The 17,678-nt window shown below is 73.3% G+C and carries 16 protein-coding genes, 1 pseudogene and 1 riboswitch; of the genes and pseudogenes, 6 read left to right on the forward strand and 11 right to left on the reverse strand.

All coding sequences use genetic code 11. From position 1 onward, the window contains the following. Nucleotides 1-225 precede the first annotated feature (225 nt). From ACIO6U_RS13855 to ACIO6U_RS13870, 4 genes are all read right to left on the reverse strand, one after another. On the reverse strand, nt 226-2,133 hold the full coding sequence (locus ACIO6U_RS13855; protein ID WP_391163216.1) for a ricin-type beta-trefoil lectin domain protein: 1,908 nt from the start codon (nt 2,131-2,133) through the stop codon (nt 226-228). Nucleotides 2,134-2,535: 402 nt separating this feature from the next. Further along, nucleotides 2,536-3,552, reverse strand: a complete 1,017-nt coding sequence (locus ACIO6U_RS13860; protein ID WP_355346758.1) for a LacI family DNA-binding transcriptional regulator — start codon at nt 3,550-3,552, stop codon at nt 2,536-2,538. Between the two features lie 330 nt (nt 3,553-3,882). Further along, nucleotides 3,883-4,623, reverse strand: coding sequence for a methyltransferase domain-containing protein (locus ACIO6U_RS13865; RefSeq protein ID WP_391045759.1), 741 nt, complete (start codon nt 4,621-4,623; stop codon nt 3,883-3,885). Between the two features lie 117 nt (nt 4,624-4,740). Further along, nucleotides 4,741-5,697, reverse strand: coding sequence for an enoyl-CoA hydratase/isomerase family protein (locus ACIO6U_RS13870; protein WP_401718672.1), 957 nt, complete (start codon nt 5,695-5,697; stop codon nt 4,741-4,743). A gap of 217 nt (nt 5,698-5,914) precedes the next feature. Then, nucleotides 5,915-6,009, forward strand: a riboswitch (ZMP/ZTP riboswitch). Between the two features lie 20 nt (nt 6,010-6,029). Here ACIO6U_RS13870 and ACIO6U_RS13875 point away from each other — a divergent pair. Then, complete coding sequence (locus tag ACIO6U_RS13875; RefSeq protein WP_401718675.1) at nt 6,030-7,499, forward strand: glycine hydroxymethyltransferase; 1,470 nt, start codon at nt 6,030-6,032, stop codon at nt 7,497-7,499. 132 nt (nt 7,500-7,631) lie between these two features. Here ACIO6U_RS13875 and ACIO6U_RS13880 read toward each other — a convergent pair whose 3' ends face one another. Both ACIO6U_RS13880 and ACIO6U_RS13885 read right to left on the reverse strand, forming a co-directional pair. Beyond that, a complete protein-coding gene (locus ACIO6U_RS13880) occupies nt 7,632-7,847 on the reverse strand; it encodes a DUF4190 domain-containing protein (protein ID WP_401719723.1) in 216 nt (71 codons plus the stop codon). 161 nt (nt 7,848-8,008) lie between these two features. Continuing rightward, nucleotides 8,009-8,161 carry a hypothetical protein gene (locus tag ACIO6U_RS13885; protein WP_355346770.1) on the reverse strand — a complete coding sequence of 51 codons (153 nt, stop codon included), beginning with the start codon at nt 8,159-8,161 and terminating at the stop codon, nt 8,009-8,011. 114 nt (nt 8,162-8,275) lie between these two features. On the opposite strand from ACIO6U_RS13885, the gene ACIO6U_RS13890 reads away from it, so the two are divergent. From ACIO6U_RS13890 to ACIO6U_RS13910, 5 genes are all read left to right on the forward strand, one after another. Further along, nucleotides 8,276-8,911 (forward strand): TetR family transcriptional regulator, encoded by a 636-nt coding sequence (locus ACIO6U_RS13890; RefSeq protein WP_401718678.1) that lies wholly within the window; start codon nt 8,276-8,278, stop codon nt 8,909-8,911. Between the two features lie 331 nt (nt 8,912-9,242). Further along, the gene (locus ACIO6U_RS13895; RefSeq protein ID WP_401718681.1) at nt 9,243-10,397 is read left to right on the forward strand and encodes an AraC family transcriptional regulator ligand-binding domain-containing protein; all 1,155 of its coding nucleotides are present in this window, start codon (nt 9,243-9,245) and stop codon (nt 10,395-10,397) included. Beyond that, a complete protein-coding gene (locus tag ACIO6U_RS13900) occupies nt 10,390-10,596 on the forward strand; it encodes a hypothetical protein (protein ID WP_401718684.1) in 207 nt (68 codons plus the stop codon). Before ACIO6U_RS13895 ends, ACIO6U_RS13900 begins: the two co-directional genes overlap by 8 nt. Before the next feature lie 37 nt (nt 10,597-10,633). Then, nucleotides 10,634-11,344, forward strand: a complete 711-nt coding sequence (locus ACIO6U_RS13905; protein WP_401718687.1) for a ThuA domain-containing protein — start codon at nt 10,634-10,636, stop codon at nt 11,342-11,344. A gap of 135 nt (nt 11,345-11,479) precedes the next feature. Continuing rightward, on the forward strand, nt 11,480-12,289 hold the full coding sequence (locus tag ACIO6U_RS13910) for a DUF6227 family protein (RefSeq protein ID WP_401718690.1): 810 nt from the start codon (nt 11,480-11,482) through the stop codon (nt 12,287-12,289). Between the two features lie 25 nt (nt 12,290-12,314). On the opposite strand, the gene ACIO6U_RS13915 is transcribed toward ACIO6U_RS13910, so the two are convergent. From ACIO6U_RS13915 to ACIO6U_RS13935, 5 genes and pseudogenes are all read right to left on the reverse strand, one after another. Then, nucleotides 12,315-13,355: a carbohydrate kinase family protein gene (locus ACIO6U_RS13915; RefSeq protein ID WP_401718693.1), complete on the reverse strand. Its 1,041-nt coding sequence runs from the start codon at nt 13,353-13,355 to the stop codon at nt 12,315-12,317. Then, complete coding sequence (locus ACIO6U_RS13920) at nt 13,352-13,858, reverse strand: hypothetical protein (protein ID WP_355346790.1); 507 nt, start codon at nt 13,856-13,858, stop codon at nt 13,352-13,354. The genes ACIO6U_RS13915 and ACIO6U_RS13920 overlap by 4 nt, the downstream gene beginning before the upstream one ends. A 69-nt stretch (nt 13,859-13,927) precedes the next feature. Then, nucleotides 13,928-14,935 carry a hypothetical protein gene (locus ACIO6U_RS13925; RefSeq protein WP_401718696.1) on the reverse strand — a complete coding sequence of 336 codons (1,008 nt, stop codon included), beginning with the start codon at nt 14,933-14,935 and terminating at the stop codon, nt 13,928-13,930. A gap of 265 nt (nt 14,936-15,200) precedes the next feature. Next, nucleotides 15,201-15,803: pseudogene (locus tag ACIO6U_RS13930) on the reverse strand (RNA polymerase sigma factor); the annotation flags it as partial. A gap of 512 nt (nt 15,804-16,315) precedes the next feature. Next, nucleotides 16,316-17,524 (reverse strand): glycoside hydrolase family 6 protein, encoded by a 1,209-nt coding sequence (locus ACIO6U_RS13935; protein ID WP_355346796.1) that lies wholly within the window; start codon nt 17,522-17,524, stop codon nt 16,316-16,318. Between the last annotated feature and the right edge of the window lie 154 nt (nt 17,525-17,678).

Below are 17,678 nucleotides of genomic sequence, written 5' to 3' on the forward strand. Positions count from 1 at the left end.
CGGCGGGCGGGCTCGTGCCGCCCGCCGTGCGCGGCGGTGTGTGTTCCGTCCACAAGGCGAGCCGCCGGTCCGCTCGCCACTGGGCGTGCAGAGCGAACACGGCGGCTGCCTTCCGTCGGCGACGGCTGATCGGCGGTTGATCAGCGGGAATGGTGGCTGCCGACAGCCTACGTCGAGGTCAGGACATCACCGGGGCGCCACCGGGGCCGCCCGTGGTGGCAGGGGTCACGCGGCGGGCGTGGTCCACTGCTGGTTGGCGGCCCCGGTGCAGTCCCAGATCTGGAGCCGGGTGCCGTTGGCCGAGCTGGGTCCCGTGGCGTCGAGGCATCTGCCCGACTGCGGGTTGACCAGGGTGTTGTTGGCGCCGTGCGTCCATTGCTGGGCGCCGGAGCCGTTGCAGTCGTAGAGCTGCGCCTGGGTGCCGTTGGCCGTGCCGCCGCTGGCCAGGTCGAGGCACTTGCCGAGGACCTGGAAGGTGGTGCCGGAGGCGGTCCACTGCTGGGCGGTGGTGCCGTTGCAGTCGTAGAGCTGCACGGCGGTGCCGTTGGCGCTGCTGGCGTTGGCGGCGTCGGCGCACTTGCCGCCGTAGCCGGTGATCGCGCCGGTGTGGCCGGTGCCGCCGTTGCCCGTGCCCTGGGTGCCGTTCCAGGTGAAGGTGGCCGAGGCGCCGGCGGGCAGCGAGTAGGAGAAGTTCTCGTTGCCCCAGTTGGCCCGGATCGTCTGCGCGGACGACGTGTCGTTGTAGGCGATGAGCGCCTTGGACCCGTCGGGGTTGCGCCAGGCGACGTTCGGCACGCTGGTGTTGGCGGTGGAGGCGATCCGGTACGCGCCGGGCTTCACGAATTTCGTGAGGTGGCCCATCGTGTAGTACTCGATCGTGTAGTCGACCTGCCCGCTGCGGCTGTCGCCGTTGTGCACGGTGATCAGGCCGGTGCAGGTGCCGCAGCCGCCGTTGTGCGGACCCATGTTCTGGTCGACCGCCAGGCTCCATTTGACCCAGCTCTGGCCCCAGTTGCGGGTGTAGTCGATCAGATTGTGCATGTCCTCCTTCTGCTGGTTGGCGATCCAGGTGCCACCGGAGTGCTCGGTGTCGAAGGCGGGCAGATTCGGGTACTGGTTGTGGACGGTGGTCTGCTCGCTGACGTCACCGCCGTATCCGTGCCAGGCCAGACCGCCGAAGTTGGGGTCGTTGCGGATGGCCGCGTCGGTGACGGTGGGGGCGGCGTAGCTGTCGTACGTGTCCCAGTTCCAGTCCAGCGCGAGGACCTTGGTGGACAGTCCGGCCGCGTGCAGCGCGGGCAGCAGATTGGTCTTGGTGAAGTACGCCAGCCCCGCGCCGTTCCACTGCGCCGACGGGTAACCGCCGCAACACGTGGGCTCGTTCTGCACGGTGACGTAGTCGATCGGCACACCCTGCGCCTGGTACGCCTGGAGGTACTTGACGAAGTACTGCGCGTACGCGGCGTAGTACTGCGACTGCAACCAGCCCTGGCTGTAGGCGCCGTTGTCCTTCATCCACGGCGGCGGGGTCCAGGGGGTGCCCATCACCTTGACGTTGGGGTTGAGCTGACGCGCTTGCTTGGTGAGCGGCACGACGTCGGCCAGGTCGTGGGCGATGCTGAAGTGCGCGAGCGTCGGGTCGGTCTGCCCCGCGGGCATGTCGTCGTACGTGTAGTTGCCGCGGGCCAGGTCGGAGGCGCCCATCGGATTGCGCAGGAAGCCGAGGCCGATCCCGTTGACCGGGTCGAACAGCTTCTGCATCACGGTGTTGCGGGTCGAGGCGGACAGCGCGCCGCTGGAGTTCATCAGCCAGGCCGCGGTGTCGGTGAACGAGGCGCCGCCGCCGCTGAACTGCTGGTAGGTGGTCTTCTCGTCGACGGTGACGTTCTGTCCCGAGCCGCCGGTGCCGGTCGCGAAGGTGAGCGGCGTCTGCTGTTCGAGGCCCTTGACGACGTTGCGTCCGCCGGAGTCGGAGGTGGTGGTCAGATAGACCTGCACGCTCTCGCCCGCGGCGTGCGCGGTGGCCGGAACGGCCAGCATGGGGGTGACGGCCGCCGCGGCGGCGGCGAGCATCCCGACGAGTGTGCGCCGCAAGCGGCGTCTGCCCGCGTGGGGGCGGGTTGCTGCGCTCATGGGTCCGGTTGCCTTTCTACGGCTGAGATGGCATGGCCCTGACATGACGAAGTGGGCAGTCGTGGGGTGCCCACTTGTTTCATCACTTGTTTCACGACTTATATCGCGACGTGATTTAACTCGCGCGCCCTATAGGCGTCAAGGGATTGAACATGGGCTGAATCGCTGTAACGGAATGAAACGGCGGTGAATGCGCGCGGGCGGCCGGTGTGACCTGCGGCATTGGTCCAGACCGCGGGAAGAAGCGCGGCGGCGCGCGGGAGCGGGCTCCGGGGACGCACCTCTTTCCCCCGGCGGGCTCAGCCTCAGGGAGCGGGTTCAGCCTCAGCGGGCCGCCTCAGCGAGCGGCTTCAGCGGGCGGTCTCAGCGCCCAGCGGGCGGGCTCAGCCTCAGCGGGCGGCCTCAGCGCCGAGCGGGCGCCGTGCTTCCGCGCGGCACCAGGACCGGCGCCTCCAGCAGGATGTCGGCCACTTCCTGGCCGTCGACCAGCGCGAGCAGCGCGGCGGCGGCCCGCTCGCCGTACGCGGGCACGCGCCGGCTGACGGCGGTGAGCGCCGGGTGCACCAGACGGCACAGCTCGCTGTCGTCCCAGGCCACCAGGGACAGTTCGGCCGGGACCGGGATGCCCATCTCCTGCGTCACGCTCAGCGCGGCGACCGCCATCACGTCGTTGTCGTACACGATCGCGGTCGGCCGGTCGGCGCCGGACAGCAGGCGGCGGGTGGCGCGGGCGCCGTCCTCGCCGGAGTAGTCGGTGTACACACAGCTCACGCCGGTCAGGCCCAGTTCGGCCGCCGCCGCGTCGAACGCCTCGCCGCGCTCGCGGGTGTGCACGAAATGCGCGGGCCCCGCGACGCGGGCGATCCTCCGGTGTCCCATGGCGGCCAGATACGCCAGCGTCTCCCGTACGGCCTCCGCGTCGTTGAGCCACACCGACGGGACGCCGGGGACGCCTGCCGCGTGCCCGACCACCACGCCCGGCAGCTCCAACTCCCTGAGCAGGCCGAGCCGGTGGTCGTCGTCGCGCAGGTCGACCAGGAGCACGCCGTCCACCCGGCGCTCCCCCCACCAGCGGCGGTACGCGGCCTCCTCGGCGTCCGCGTCCTCGGTGACCTGGAGCAGCAGCGCCGTGCCGGTGGCGGCGAGACCGGCCTCGACGCCGGAGATGAGCTGCATGAAGAACGGCTCGATGCCCAGCACCCACGCGGGCCGGTCCACGACGAGTCCGATCGCGCCGCTGCGGCTGTTGGACAGCGCGCGGGCGGCGCTGCTCGGATGCCAACCCATCCGCGCGGCGATCTCCAGAATCCGGGCCCTGGTCTGCGCCGACACCCCGGCCTTGCCGTTCAGCGCGTACGAGACCGCGCCCTTGGACACGCCCGCGGCGTCGGCGATGTCGGCGATGGTGGGACGCTTCACAGGGCTCACTCGGCCTCTAGGTGCCAGGGCCCGCGCGGGCCGTGCTCGGATGCGATCGGCACACACCTTAACAACGCTGAAACGTCGCCGCACCCTGTGTGACGGACTCCCATGGTGCCCCATGACGCTGCTCAACTCAACCGGTTCAGCGACTTCGAGCGCCTGCGCGCGAGTGCCGCTCCGGCCCCCTCACGGCTCCCCCGACCGGACCGCGTCCCGTACCGCCCGGGGGTGGCGGGGCGCCGGCTCCGGGGCAGGGGGGCCGCCGGGAGACACGCGCGGAACAGGCGTACAGGGCCTGTGTGGCCTCTCCCGGCCGGGCCCCGCCCCTCACGCCCGTGTCGCCGCGATCTCCAGGCGTACGTAGTCCACGACCGGTTCGGCGAGCCGGGCGGCGACGGCCTTGACGAAGGGCTCACGGTCGTCGTCGGCCATGCCGTCGAGGTGGGCGCCGAGGACGACGGTGGCGAGGTAGGACTCCAGTTGGTCGCCGGGCTCGAAGCGGGCCGGGTCCGGCCGGAGGCCGACCTCGATGCCGGTGAACCCGGCGTCGGCGAGCTGCCGCCGGGTGTCCTCGACCCCGGCGAAGTCCCAGACGTCGGGCGCGCCGCCCAGGACGTCGGCCACGGCCGCGTTGACGGCCGCGATGTTGCCCCGGCCGCCGCATTCGCTGACCAGTCGGCCGCCGGGGCGCAGCCGTCCGGCGAGCGAGGTGAAGAGCGCCGCGTGGTCGGCGATCCAGTGGAAGGCGGCGACGCTGAAGACGGCGTCCACCTCGCCGTCGAACGGCAGCGGTCGCGTCAGGTCGGCGTGGACGACCTCGACACGGTCCAGCCGTCCGGCGAGGCGTTCGCGGAGCTGTTCCAGCATGCGGACGGAGCCGTCCACGGCCACCACCCGGCCGCGCGGCAGGAGGTCGAGCAGGCCCGCCGTGTCGCGGCCGGTGCCGCAGCCCGCGTCGAGCACCCGCTCGTCACCGGCCAGCGGCAGTCGCCCGAGCGTGCGCCGTCCCCAGCCGAGGTGCGGCAGGGGCAGCGAGTCGTATGTCTTGGCGTCCCATTCCCTCGGCATGGCGCGGCACTCCGTTCCCCGGCCCTCGGGCCGTCAGCTCCCGCCGCGGCACGGCGAGTTCAGCGGTCACGCTACGCCCGTCGTCCACATCATGACACCCGCATCTCACATAATGAGCTATAGGGTCGCTGACCAGGTCGGCTTGCGGTCCTTGTCGACCAGCGCCGCGCGCACGCCCTCCGCGAAGTCGGGGGTGAACGCCGTCGCGCACGCCCATGCCAGCTCGTCCGCCAGGCACTCCTCAAGCTCCGCGCGGGCGCCGCGCGCCAGCAGGTCGAAGGTGATCGCCAGGCTCGCGGGCGACGCGCGGCGCAGCGCCTCCAGCGTGTCGTCCGCCCACGCGCGGTCCTCGTCCTCCGCCACCAGCCGCGCCCACACCTCGCCGAGGTCGGGGGCCGCGAAGCAGCGCTCGATCGCGGCGAGGTGGTCCGTCAGCTCCGACGGCGGCGCGCCGACGTACCGCGCCAACGGCGCCCCCGCCGGGTCCGTGCCGTCGTCGCCGATCAGCGCCGCCTCCAGCGCGGGCAGTTCGGCGGCGGGCACGTAATGCGTGGCGAGACCGCACGCCACGGCCGCCGCGCCCGACACGCGCACTCCGGTCAGCCCGAGATACCAGCCGACCGCGCCCGGCAGCCGGGGCAGGAAGTAGCTGGCGCCGATGTCGGGGAAGAAGCCGATCCCCGTCTCCGGCATGGCGAGCGCCGCCCGCTCGGTCACGACCCGCGCCGACCCGTGCACCGAGATGCCGAGGCCGCCGCCCATCGCGTAACCGTCGATCAGCGCCGTGTACGGCTTCGGGTACCGCGCGATCATCGCGTTGAGCCCGTACTCGGCCGTGAAGTACGTCTTCACCGCCGTCTCGTCCCCGGCGAGCGCCGCCGCCCGTACGGCCCTGATGTCACCGCCCGAGCAGAACGCCTTGGGCGACGTGCTGCGCACCACGACCGATCGTACGGACGCGTCGTCGCGCCACCCCTCCAGCGCCTGCGTCATCAGCCGGACCATCGTCAGGTCCAGCGCGTTCAGCGCCCCCGGACGGTCCAGCTCGATCACCCCCGTGCCCCCTTCGCTCACACGGGTCCTCACCGGCGATCCGACGGCATCCATGCTGCTCCCCACGGCTTCCGGACCCCGCCACCGGAGCCTCGCCCCCATCCAAACAGACGCCTCTCGACGCCCCGCGCGAGCGGCCCCGGCGCCGGCGGGCGGGCACGCGGGCGGGCAGGGGTGTGCGGAACCGTCTCACCAGGCCGACGCGCGGTACGCGCCCCCGAGGGACTTGGTACGCTCGGCGACGGGCCGTGACTGGCGCGCTGGGATGGGTTCAACCATCGGGAAGCGGCCCGCGCTGGAAGCGATGAAGTGCCGTGCGCCTGGGCCGTCCCGTTCCGATCAGGAGGACTCCCATGGCCGCTTCCGAGCCGTCTGCCAGCACCGCCTCGACCGCCTCGACCGCTTCAACCGCCTTCCGCAGCGCGCTGGACGTGATCCGCGGGGTCGAACCGCGCGTCGCGGACGCCATCGCGAACGAGCTGACGGACCAGCGCGAGATGCTGAAGCTGATCGCCAGCGAGAACTACGCGTCGCCCGCCGTGCTGCTGGCGATGGGCAACTGGTTCAGCGACAAGTACGCCGAGGGGACCGTCGGCCGCCGTTTCTACGCGGGCTGCCGCAATGTGGACACCGTCGAGTCGCTGGCCGCCGAGCACGCGCGGACCGTGTTCGGCGCCGACCACGCCTACGTACAGCCGCACTCGGGCATCGACGCGAATCTGGTGGCCTTCTGGGCGGTGCTGTCGCAGCGGGTCGAGAGCCCGGCGCTGGCCAAGGCGGGCGTCAGGCAGGTCAACGACCTGTCGGAGCGGGACTGGGCGGAACTGCGCCGCGAATTCGGCAACCAGCGGATGCTCGGCATGTCCCTGGACGCGGGCGGCCACCTGACCCACGGCTTCCGCCCGAACATCTCGGGCAAGATGTTCGACCAGCGCAGTTACGGCACCGACCCGGCGACCGGTCTGCTGGACTACGACGCGGTACGGGCCACCGCCCGCGAATTCCGTCCGATGATCATCGTGGCGGGCTACTCGGCGTACCCCCGGCTGGTGAACTTCCGTCTCATGCGGGAGATCGCGGACGAGGTCGGCGCGACGCTCATGGTGGACATGGCGCACTTCGCCGGTCTGGTCGCGGGCAAGGTGCTGACCGGCGACTTCGACCCGGTGCCGCACGCGAGCATCGTCACGACGACCACGCACAAGTCGCTGCGCGGCCCGCGCGGCGGCATGGTGCTGTGCGACGACTCGCTGGCCGAGCACGTCGACCGCGGCTGCCCGATGGTGCTGGGCGGCCCGCTGCCGCACGTCATGGCGGCGAAGGCCGTGGCGCTCGCGGAGGCGGCGCGGCCGGAGTTCGCCGACTACGCGCAGGCCGTCGTCGACAACGCGCGCTCCCTCGCCGAGGGGCTGCTGACCCGCGGCGCGAAGCTGGTGACGGGCGGCACCGACAACCACCTCGTGCTGATCGACGTCTCCGGCTACGGGCTGACCGGCCGCCAGGCCGAGGCCGCGCTGCTGGACGCGGGCATCGTCACCAACCGCAATTCGGTGCCGCAGGACCCGAACGGCGCCTGGTACACCTCCGGCATCCGGATCGGCACCCCGGCGCTCACCACGCGCGGGCTCGGCGCGGTCGAGATGGACGAGATCGCGGGCCTGATCGACACGGTGCTGTCCGGTACGACGGCCGCGCCCGCGAAGAGCGGCGGCCTGTCGAAGGCGAAGCACGTGCTGGACGCGGCGGTGGCGGAGCAGGTCGCCAAGCGCGCCGCCGACCTGCTCGCGGGCTTCCCCCTCTACCCGGGCATCGACCTGAGCTAGCGCCCGCGACCCGAACCGGGTCCTGGACCGGACTCCCCCGAACGCCGAGCGGGCCCTTCCCTTGCGGGAGGGCCCGCTCTGTTCGGCGGATCGGCGGTTCGACGGATCGACGGATCGACGGATCGACAGTCCCTAGCTGAACTGCCAGATCACGCCGTGGTGGGCGATCGTCAGCGCCAGGACGACCAGCAGGTCGGCGACGCCGAGGGCGAAGCCGAGCAGCGCGCGCCCGCGGCGCTGGGTGCCGCGGCCGATCGCGACCAGGGCCAGCACGATGGCGACCGGGCCGAGCACGAGGTTGAGGACGAGCAGGCCGGGGAGGCCGAGCAGGAAGGACGCGACGGCCATGCCGTCGGCGTCACGGGTGTTCGCGGCCGGTGTGCCGGTCGCGACCGGGTGGGCTGCGGTGTTCACGGTGTTCCTTCCGGGAACTGTCGTGGTGGGCCGGGGTGTCGGGCCGGTACGGGCCCGTGCCGCACGCGGAGTGCGAGGTGCGCGTCGGCATGGGTTCAGCCGCGGTGCCGGGCGATGCCCTCGCGGACCGCGAAGCCGAACAGCCAGACGGCGATGGCGCCCGCGGCGACGAGGAAGACCGGCAGCGTGGTGTGGGCCGCGGCGCCCATCAGGACGCCCATGCCGAGCAGGAGGACGACGAGGCTCATGTCTGCTCCACCTCCGGGGAGTTGACGTTTCAGATAACACTTGTTCACTGACTTCATCAGTGTAGCGCCGACCCGCATTGGCCAAAGTCGGAGAACGGTTGTTTACTGAATGACATGAGTCACACTCCGGGGGTCCGCCAGGCACAGAAGCAGCAGACCCGGCAGGCGCTGCTGGACGCGGGCCTGCGGCTGCTGGAACACCAGAACCTCAGCAGCCTGGGCCTGCGCGAGCTGACCCGGGAGATCGGCGTCTCCCCCGCCGCCTTCTACCGGCACTTCCCCGACATGGCCGACCTCGGCGTCGCCCTGGTCGCCGAGTCGCTGGGCAGCCTGCACACCGTGATCCGGGCGGTGCTGGCCGAGGGCGCCGATTCCGCGGAACTCATCGACCGGACGGTGGCGCTCACCGCGGCGTACGTGGCGGAGCACCGCGCACATGTCCGCTTCATCGCCCGCGAGCGGCACGGCGGCGTGGCGCGGGTCCGCGAGGCCATCGCCGCGGAGCTGAACGGTTTCGCCGACGAGGTGGCCGCGGGACTCGCCGCGCAGCCCGTCTCCGCGGGCTGGCCGGCCGACGACCTCCGCGTACTGGCCGAGCTGTACGTCGACCACATGGTGATGACGGCCGCGGCCTTCCTGGAGGCCCCCGCGGACGACCCGGCGGCGCGCGACCGCATCATCCACGCCGCCCGGATGCGCATGCGCGTCATCAGCATCGGCCGCGCCCACTGGCTCGACCCGGAGGCGTAGCGAGCCGGTCCGGGAGCGCGGGACGAGTCGGTCCGGGCCACGGAAAGGGGTGCCGCCGGTGCGAATGGAGACCCATCCGCACCGGCCGTCCCCCGTTGTCCCCCGCGCCTCCCCCGACACGGGACACCCACGATGCCCAGGGGCACCGGTGCCCCCGATCATGTCCCGGACAGGAGGTGCCAAGGGAGGGCATAACGCGCCACGCACCGGACCCAACGCGCCACATGCCGCGTAAGCTGCCGGAACCCCTTCGCATGCACCACGCACCACGCACCACGCACACCTCCCGACCCGACCCGACCCGACGAGCCGACTGCCCGAGGAGCCGGTCATGCCCCCCACCGCGACACCGTCCGTCGGCCCGGCAGGGCCCGCCGCCCCCGACCGGCTGACGGAGCACGACCGGCTGACGGAGTGCGTCGTCGTGCCGCGCTTCATCGCCACCGCCGCCACCCCGAGCCTCGCGCAGGCGCGGCAGCTCGTACGGGCGGCGGGACTGCCGAACGTCCTGCACGGGCCGGAGACCGCGCGGACGCCGTCCGCGAACACCTACCGCCTCTGGGGCGCGGTGCTGGCCCGCACGGAGCGGCCGGACGCCGGGCTGCTGGCCGCCGCAGGCTACCGGCCGGGACTGCTCGACCTCTTCGACTACCTGTTGAGCACCGCGCCCACCGTCGGCGAGGGCCTGGCCAGGGCCGCCTCGTACATCCATCTGGTGAGCAGCAATTCGGTGCTGACCAGCACGGAGTCGGGCGACGAGGTGAGCGTGGAGTACGCGGTGCGGCGCGGTGACGACGAACTGCGGGGCGTCGTCGCGGAGTTCGCCCTGTCGGTGGTCACCTCGCAACTGCGCCACGCCACCGGGACGGCCCTCACCCCGCTGCGGGTCTCCTTCACCCACCGGCGGCCACGCGGACACGGCGGCTACGGGGAGGCGTTCGGCGACGCGCCGGTGGACTTCGACGCCGAGGCGGACGCGATCACGCTGCACCGCGCCGATCTGGAACGCCCGTTGGTCACCGCGGACCCGGCGCTCGCCGCGATCATGATGCGTACCGCGCGGACCGTACGGGTTCCACGGGCGGACACCGAGGGCGTTGCCGTGCCCGGTCTGCGCGAGGCGATCATCACCCAACTGCCTGACGGACGCCCCTCGTTGGCCGAAGCGGCGCGGCGGCTCGCGGTCAGCCCGCGCACCCTCCAGCGCCGTCTCGGCGAGTCGGGCACCACCTGGCGCGCCGAACTCGACGCCGTACGCCGTGAACGGTCCGCCGATCCCCGGCACGCGGGCGGCGGCTCCGCCCAGCGCGCGGCCCGCCTCGGCTTCGCCGAATCCCGGTCGCTGCGCCGCGCGATGAACCGCTGGGACGCACGCGAGCGCGAAACCGGGCAGCATACGGACCGGGCGGACCGGGCGGTCCAGGCGGAACAGGTGGGCCAGGACAGGGAAACGGAACGCGACAGGGAGTGGGGACGACGTGCGTGAGTCCGGTGAGTACACCGAGGGCGGCGACCCCGTCTGCTGGCTGAACCGCGTCTGCGACGAATGCGGCGCCTTCCGCGAGGACATGACGGCCCACGGCTGCGCCCGCTGCGGTACGCCGTTCCCGACGGGTGACGGCGTCGGGCCGGGCCAGGCCCGCGAGCACCCCGACCGCACCGACCACGACTCCCCCTCCGACTGACCCCGCAGCCCGCCCCAGCCCGCAGAGAGCCGCCCGCATGCCCGGATCCGACCGCGTCCTCGTCTTCAGCGCCACCGCCGGGTACCGGCACGACTCCATACCGGCCGGGGCCGCCGCCCTCACCGAGATCGCGGCGGACCACGGACTGCGCGTCCACCACACCGAGGACAGCGCGGAGTTGGGGGCAGCCGTGCTCGACGGCTGCGCGGCCGTCGTCTTCCTCTCTCCCACCGGTGACGTCCTCGACAACCTGACCCGTCGTCACCTGCGGGCCTACGTCACGGACGGCGGCGGTTTCCTCGGCGTCCACGCCGCCGCCTGCGCGGAGGAGCACTGGCCGTACTACGAAGAGCTGGTCGGCGCCCGCTTCGACGGGCACCCGGAGATCCAGCGGGCCGAGGTGACCGTCGAGGACCGTACGCACCCGGCGACCGCGCACCTGCCGGAGCGCTGGACGTGGACCGACGAGTGGTACAACTTCCGCGCCGGTCCCCGCGATGCCGGCCGGGCCACCGGCGCGGACGCGGGCGTACGCGTGCTGGCCTCGGTGGACGAGCGGGGCTACACCGGCGGCACGATGGGCGCCGACCATCCGCTGGTGTGGTGCCGTCGCCTGGGTGCGGGCCGGTCGTTCTACACGGCGCTGGGCCACGACGCGACGGCCTACGCCGACCCGGACTTCCGCGCCCACCTGCGCGGCGCGCTCCTGTGGTGCGCCGCGAAAGGCCCGTCCGGCGACGGGAACTGACGGCGGATCACGCAGCTGGAGGGCGCGCGGGGGCCAACCATGCGCCGCAAATCTGCGCGTTCGCGGGCGCAATCGGCTACCGCGCTACTACCCTGAGTCGCCGCGGGGTTGGCGAGGCGGAGCCGGGAGGGCCGGATGGACGCAGAGCCTAGGAACGGAACGGAGCCCGTACGGTCGGGTGGCCGGCCGGCGGAGCAGTTCGACCAGTTACTCCGCCGTGCGGAGAACGGGGAACGGGTGGAACCCGTCCTGGCCGCGGAGGTGCGCACCGCGCTGATGCACTACTGCGGCCTCCAGTCGTGCCGTCACACCAAGGGCCCGCCGCGCAAGCTGAACCGGCGCACCTTCCGGCACAGCTTCCTGCTGCCGGACGGCGCCGTCCGCGTGGTGTGGGAGCTCGAACACAACGCGGGGCCGGACGAAGGCGCCGTGCACCGCGCCGTCTTCACCGAACGCGAGGACCTGACGCTCGCCGAGTGGGAGGTCGACGCGGTCTTCGGCGGCTCCCCGGGACCGCGCGACCTCGCCCCGGACGCGCCCGCGTCGCCGTACGAGGACACGTTGTCCGCGACCGCGACCGGGCTGCTCGCCGACACCCCCGACGCCTTCCGTCGCGCGTACACCGAGGGCGACTCCGCCGAGCACGCCTGGCGGCTGCTGCGCCGCGCGACCAACGCCAACGCGCCCGGCCAGGACGTCCGCGGCAGGCTGCGCGCCGCGATCGCGCACGACATCAGCATCGTCACCCGCCGCAGCGCCCTGATCCGGGGCCGCCATGTGTCGTGGTCGCTGTACGAGCACGCGTTCCTGCTGCTGGACGGCACCGAGGTGAGCCTGTGGGAGATCGACCACACCCGCACACCGAGCGGCGACCCGGTGTGCGAGGTCTACGCGTCGCAGGACGCGGCCCTGGACACGGCGGTACGGCGGATCGAGGCGGCCTGAGGACGTCGATCCGTACGGGCACGGGCTAAAGGGCGGCCCCCACCGCGCCGTTGGCCGCGGCACGCGCGCGGGCGACGGCCGCGGCGAGGTCGGCGGCGCCGATGATCTCCTCGTGGGTGCCGTGGCTCCCGCAGGCGTAGGCGCCGGAGACGGAACCTGCGAGCACGCACTCCGCCAGGTCGCGCCCGGCGAACCGGGCGTGCAGGAAGGCGGTGAGGAAGGCGTCACCGGCTCCGTTGCTGTCCACGACCGGGCGTTCGGGGGTGACGGCGGGGAAGTGCCGCGGCCGGTCGTCGCCGCGGGCCAGGACGTGGCAGCCCGCGGCGCCGTCGGTGGCGACGACCAGCGAGGCCCTGCCCCGCTCGACGATCCGCAGCATCACCGCGCCGATCCCCTCGCCCACCGAGGCGGCGCTGAGGAAGACGAGATCCGCGCCGTACGCCCACGGGTGGGCGGAGGCGTCCTCGCCGTCCCAGGCGTGCAGGTCGGTGGAGACGGTGCGGCCCAGCCGGGCGGCGTCGGCGAACACGTCCTGGGCCAGGGGCGATCGGGAGATGTGCACATGGCGGGCGCGGGCCAGGTGGGGCAGGTAGAAGGCGCTCGGCAGCCGCAGGCCGTCCGGGTGGCGGCCGTCGTAGAAGGAGAAGCGCCGCCCTTCGCGGTCGACCAGGTTGACGCTGCGCGGGGTGCCCGCGGGCGCGGGCAGATGGCTGAAGTCGAGCCCGGCGGACGCGTACCGCTCCAGGATCATCCGGCCCTGCGCGTCGTCGCCGAGGAAGTCGATGAATTTGGTGGTCAGGCCGAGCGCGTGGAAGCCGAGGGCGACGCCGTTGCCGGTGTGCGCGACATAGTCGCGGATCGGCGGGACGCCGACCGAGTCGCTGTCGGGGATGGCGAAGTCGTCGACCCGCACGATGGTGTCCACGCCGGTGCCGCCGACCACGAGGACGTCGTAGTCGGGGCTCGCGGAACCGGGGCTTTCGAAACCGGCGCTTTCGAAACCGGGCGCGTCCGCGCCCCGTACCTCGGCGTCCGTCGCGTCGCGGCCCCGCGGTGCGGTGGTCATCGGCGGTCTCCCTCGTGGTCACCGCGGCGCGCGGCGTGGTCCTGGTGCGCGGTCAGTATCAGCAGCGAAAGCCGGGACAGCGGCGGCACCGGGTCGGTGCGGCCCGCCCGCTGCCAGGCGATGATGATCGTCAGTCTGATCATCTTCCGGGCGACGTACAACAGCAACGCGGCCATGGGCAGTTCGGCGAGGCCGGCGGTGAGCAGCGAGCCGACCCTGTCGTCGCTGTTCCAGTCGAGGACGACGTCGAACCAGGCGTCGCAGATCAGCAGGGTGCCGGTGACGATCGCCCACGGGATGAAGATCTGGAGCCGCCGCCAGGCGCACAGCGCGGTGACGCCGATCGCGAGGATCAGCGCGCAGTCGAAGCCGACCCACGCGAAGCGCCACTGGCTGACCACCCGGTGGCTCGGGAGGCTCGCCAGCAGGTAGCCGATCCAGGGGATGAGGAAGATGAAGCTTCCGGTGACGACCGCGAGGAACATCTGGCGCATGTGACGCACGTGAGGATCGTGCGGCGAGGGAACCCCGGTAAGCATGGCGTCCACTGTGCCGGATCGTCGCTCCGGAGGTCACCTCACGGTCGTCCCGTGGTCGTGTGTCGCGTTCTCGTCACTCTTTCCCTGCCCGGAGGAGTCGTCCGAGCCGGAATTCGACCCCGCGCCGGAGCCCTGCTCCGAGCCGGAATTCGACCCCGAGCCCGAGCCGGAGTCCTGGCCGGGGGCCGTGGCCCCCGGCGACGGCGGCGCGGACGCGCCCGGCCCGGTCGGCGCGCCCCCGGTGGGCCAGGTGTAGCCGTCGGTGCCGACGGGGTCGGTCGTGGCGGCCGGGGCGGACTGCCCGTGCGCGAGCACCCGGCGGCAGTAGTCGGCGATCCGCTCCTTGCGGCCCGCCTCCCCCTGGAGCCGGGCGACCAGCCACGGATCGGCGTGCCCGCCGTGCCGGGTGGCCTGCGTATAGCCGCGGCACAGCGCCTTGAGCACGGCCTGGTGGTTCCTGTCCGACGGCTTGTACGGGCCGGGGTGGTGCGGGGCGCGCGGGTCGCCGTGCCGGTGTCCCCCGTCGTCCCCGGTGGGGGACGGCGAGGCGCCGCGGGGCGCGTCGGTGCCGGGCGCGGGCGGGGAGGTCGTGCGCGGTACGGCGGCGCCCGGTCCGTCGGCGGTCGCGCCGGTGCCACCGGCGGCGAGGGGACCCGCGTGGAAGGCGCCGCCGCGGAAGGGTCCGGGCAGCACGCCGGTCCCGGCGGCCACGGCGACCCCGCTCACCGCGAAGACCGCGACCAGTCCCCCGGCCAGCGCCTTCGCGGACCGTCCCGACACCACCAGCCGCCGTCCCTCGTCGGCGCCGCCGGTACGGCGCGCGGCCCGGAAGGCGGCCAGCGCGGCCTGTTCGCGCTCGGGGTCGACCTCGGTGTCCCCGGACGCGGCCGTCAGCAGCCGCAGCAGTGTGAAGAACCGGGCGTCGGCGACCTCGTGGAGGGTGCCGGGTTCGGCGGGGCACTCGCCCTTGGTGACGACGCTCAGCAGCCGTTCGGCGGTCACCGGGTCCGGCCAGGTGCCCACGTCACGTCCGTCGTCCATCTCACGCCTCCCCGGCATCGTCACCCACCACCTCGTCGGCGCCGCCGCGCCCCGGCCCGTCCGCGCCCGCGACCCGTCGGCGTCCGACGACCGCCGGCCCGCCCGAGTCCGTACACGCGATGTCCGTGCGCGCGGTTTCACCACGCGCGATGTCCTTACCTCCGGCGCCCATACCGGCCGGGTCCGTGACGTCCGCGTCCGTAGTGCCGACCTCCCCGCCGGATTCCGCGGGCGCCACCGCGCGTCCGCGCGGCTCGCGGGCTCCGGCGCCCAGCTGTTGGGCGAGGCGGCGCAGGCCGCGGTAGGCGGCGGTGCGTACGGCGCCGGGGCGTTTGCCGAGGACGTCGGCCGCCGCGGGTGCGCTCAGGCCGATCACGACGCGGAGCAGGACGGCCTCGGCCTGGTCGCGCGGGAGCGCGGCGATCAGGGCGAGCGCGCGGGCGGTGGACAGATTGTCGAGGGCGGTGCCCGCGGAGTCGGGCACGGGGACCGGCTCGGCCGCGGCGGGGTCGAGGACGGTGGTGCGGGGGCGGGACTTGAGCCGGCGTACGTGGTCGAGGGCGCGGTGCCTGGCGATGGTGGCCGCCCAGCCGCGGAAGGCGGCGCCGTCACCGCGGAAGGCGTGCAGGTCGCGGACGATGTCGTGCCAGGTGTCGGAGGCGATGTCGTCGGCGTCGTCGCCGACCAGGCCGCGCAGGTAGCCGAGCAGCATCGGCTGCACCTCGCGGTAGACGACGGTGAACGCGGCCTCGTCCCCGGCTCTCGCGCGGGTCACCGCGCGGCCGAGTTCCCCGCCGTCCGTCCCCGCGCGCCGTCGCGTACCGGCCCTGACCACCGCGTCCTCTTCGTACGTCGCGGCACCGCGCATCGTGCCCATGCCCCCGGAGCGGCCGGACCCCCGGGGTTGCCGTCCCGTCTGGTACAGCGTCGCGGCCCCGGCAGGTGTCACCGCGGACCCCGTCCGGCGCGGGACGGCTCGGCGGTACGTCGTTCCGGGTGCGGGCGTACCGGGCCCGCGCCCGTGGGACCTGCGAACCGGCGGGCGCGGCCGGGAGGCGGACCGTACTGTGTGCGCGCCGGACCGTGCATACCGCCTCCGCTCAGCGAGCCGACCGCTCCCGGTGGGCGGTACGTGGCTCTACTCCCCACAGCGCCCACGGCGGCGAAAGCGTCACTCGCGCCCCACACGCCACGGCCGGCGGACGGTCGCCTTCCGGTCCACGGGAGCGGGCGGCGGCGGTGCGGGGCTCGGATGGGCGCGAGTGGGCCGGGGTCGGACGGTCGGGGGTCGGACCGGCGGGGACGGGAAAGCGCACGGCCGCCTTCCCCGCCCTGCCGCGAGCGGGGAGAGCGCGGTGGCGGGGAAGGCGGCCGGCGGCATCAGTGCGGCAGCAGCGGCGGGTTGGCCCGGCGGACCAGTTCCAGCGCCTGCTGGGTGAACCACGCGCCCGCCGCCGGGTCCGCGTAGCCGCGTTCCGGGTCGTTCGGGCCCGCGGTGCCGCGGGTGCACTGGCCGTCGGACTCGCCCGGGATCTTCACCCAGAGCTTCGCGTCGGCCAGCGGGTCGCCGGTGTTCAGGGTCGGCCTGGCCCCGAGGCCGCGGCCGGGGGGATTGCACCAGTCCTGCGCGTCGGTGTAGACGCCGGACGGCGGGGTCCAGGGGCCCTGGCCGTTGCGGCTGGTGTCGGTGACGAAGTGCTTCATGGCGGACGGCGCGGTGTGCACGTTCGCGGTCAGCCAGGTCTGCGCGTCGTTGACCGGCCAGTACTGGTTGGGGCAGGCGGCGGTGTCGCCGCCGCCCGCCGCGTAGGCGAGGCAGGACGAGATGAGCTTGCCGTACCAGGCGAGTTCGCTGTCCGAGCGGTAGTTGGAGATGTTCAGGTAGAAGCCGGTGGCGTCGCCGACGCCCGCCTCCACCAGCCGGGGGACGATGTCGTTGACGTTGTGCCAGCCGCTGTGGCCCGCGTCCAGGTAGACCTTGGTGCCCGCCTGCGGCTCCAACGCCTCGACGGCGTAGTGGATTTCGTCGTAGCGCGCGGCCGTGAGGGTGCCCTGCGCGTCGTCGGCGCCGCAGTCGGACGGGAGCAGCGCCAGCGAGTCGGGTTCGAGGATCACTGTGGCGGGCTGCGCCCCGATGCCGCGCTTGACGGCGTCGATCCACGCCTCGTACTCGGCGGTGTTGGCGGCGCCGCCCGCCGAGTACTGGGCGCAGTCGCGGCCGGGGATGTTGTAGAGCGCGAGCACCGGCAGCGCGTGGCGGCGGGCGGCGTCGGTGACGGTCTTGTGGACCGAGCTCTCCACCTGGGCGGGTGTCCCGTCGCCGTACCAGACGGCCTGCGGGGTCAGGGTCATCGCCAACACCCCTGCCGCGTCCCGGAACTGCCCGTGCCGCAGCAGGTCCAGGATCTGCCGGTTCCCGTCCGCGTTGGCGGGCGGGGTGTAGAGCGCGGCGGGCGGGCGCGGGGCCGGGTTCGTGCCGTGACCGGTCGTCGCGTGCGCCGGGGCGACGGCGACGGCGGCCAGCGCGGCGGTGGCCGTGGCGGCGGTGACGAGCGTACGGGCGGTACGTGCGCGGACGCGTGCGGGCATGCGGGTGGACTCCTCGGTACGGCGGGACGGAGTGCGGGCGCTGTCCGGGCGACGCTGGATGGGAGCGCTCCCATGAACGGCTAGGGGAATTAACTCCTCATAGCGCGGCGCCGTCAATCCCCTGTGCGGGCTTCAAGAAATGAAGCCCGCACAG

It is taken from the genome of Streptomyces sp. NPDC087422, assembly GCF_044744145.1.
Lineage (GTDB): Bacteria > Actinomycetota > Actinomycetes > Streptomycetales > Streptomycetaceae > Actinacidiphila.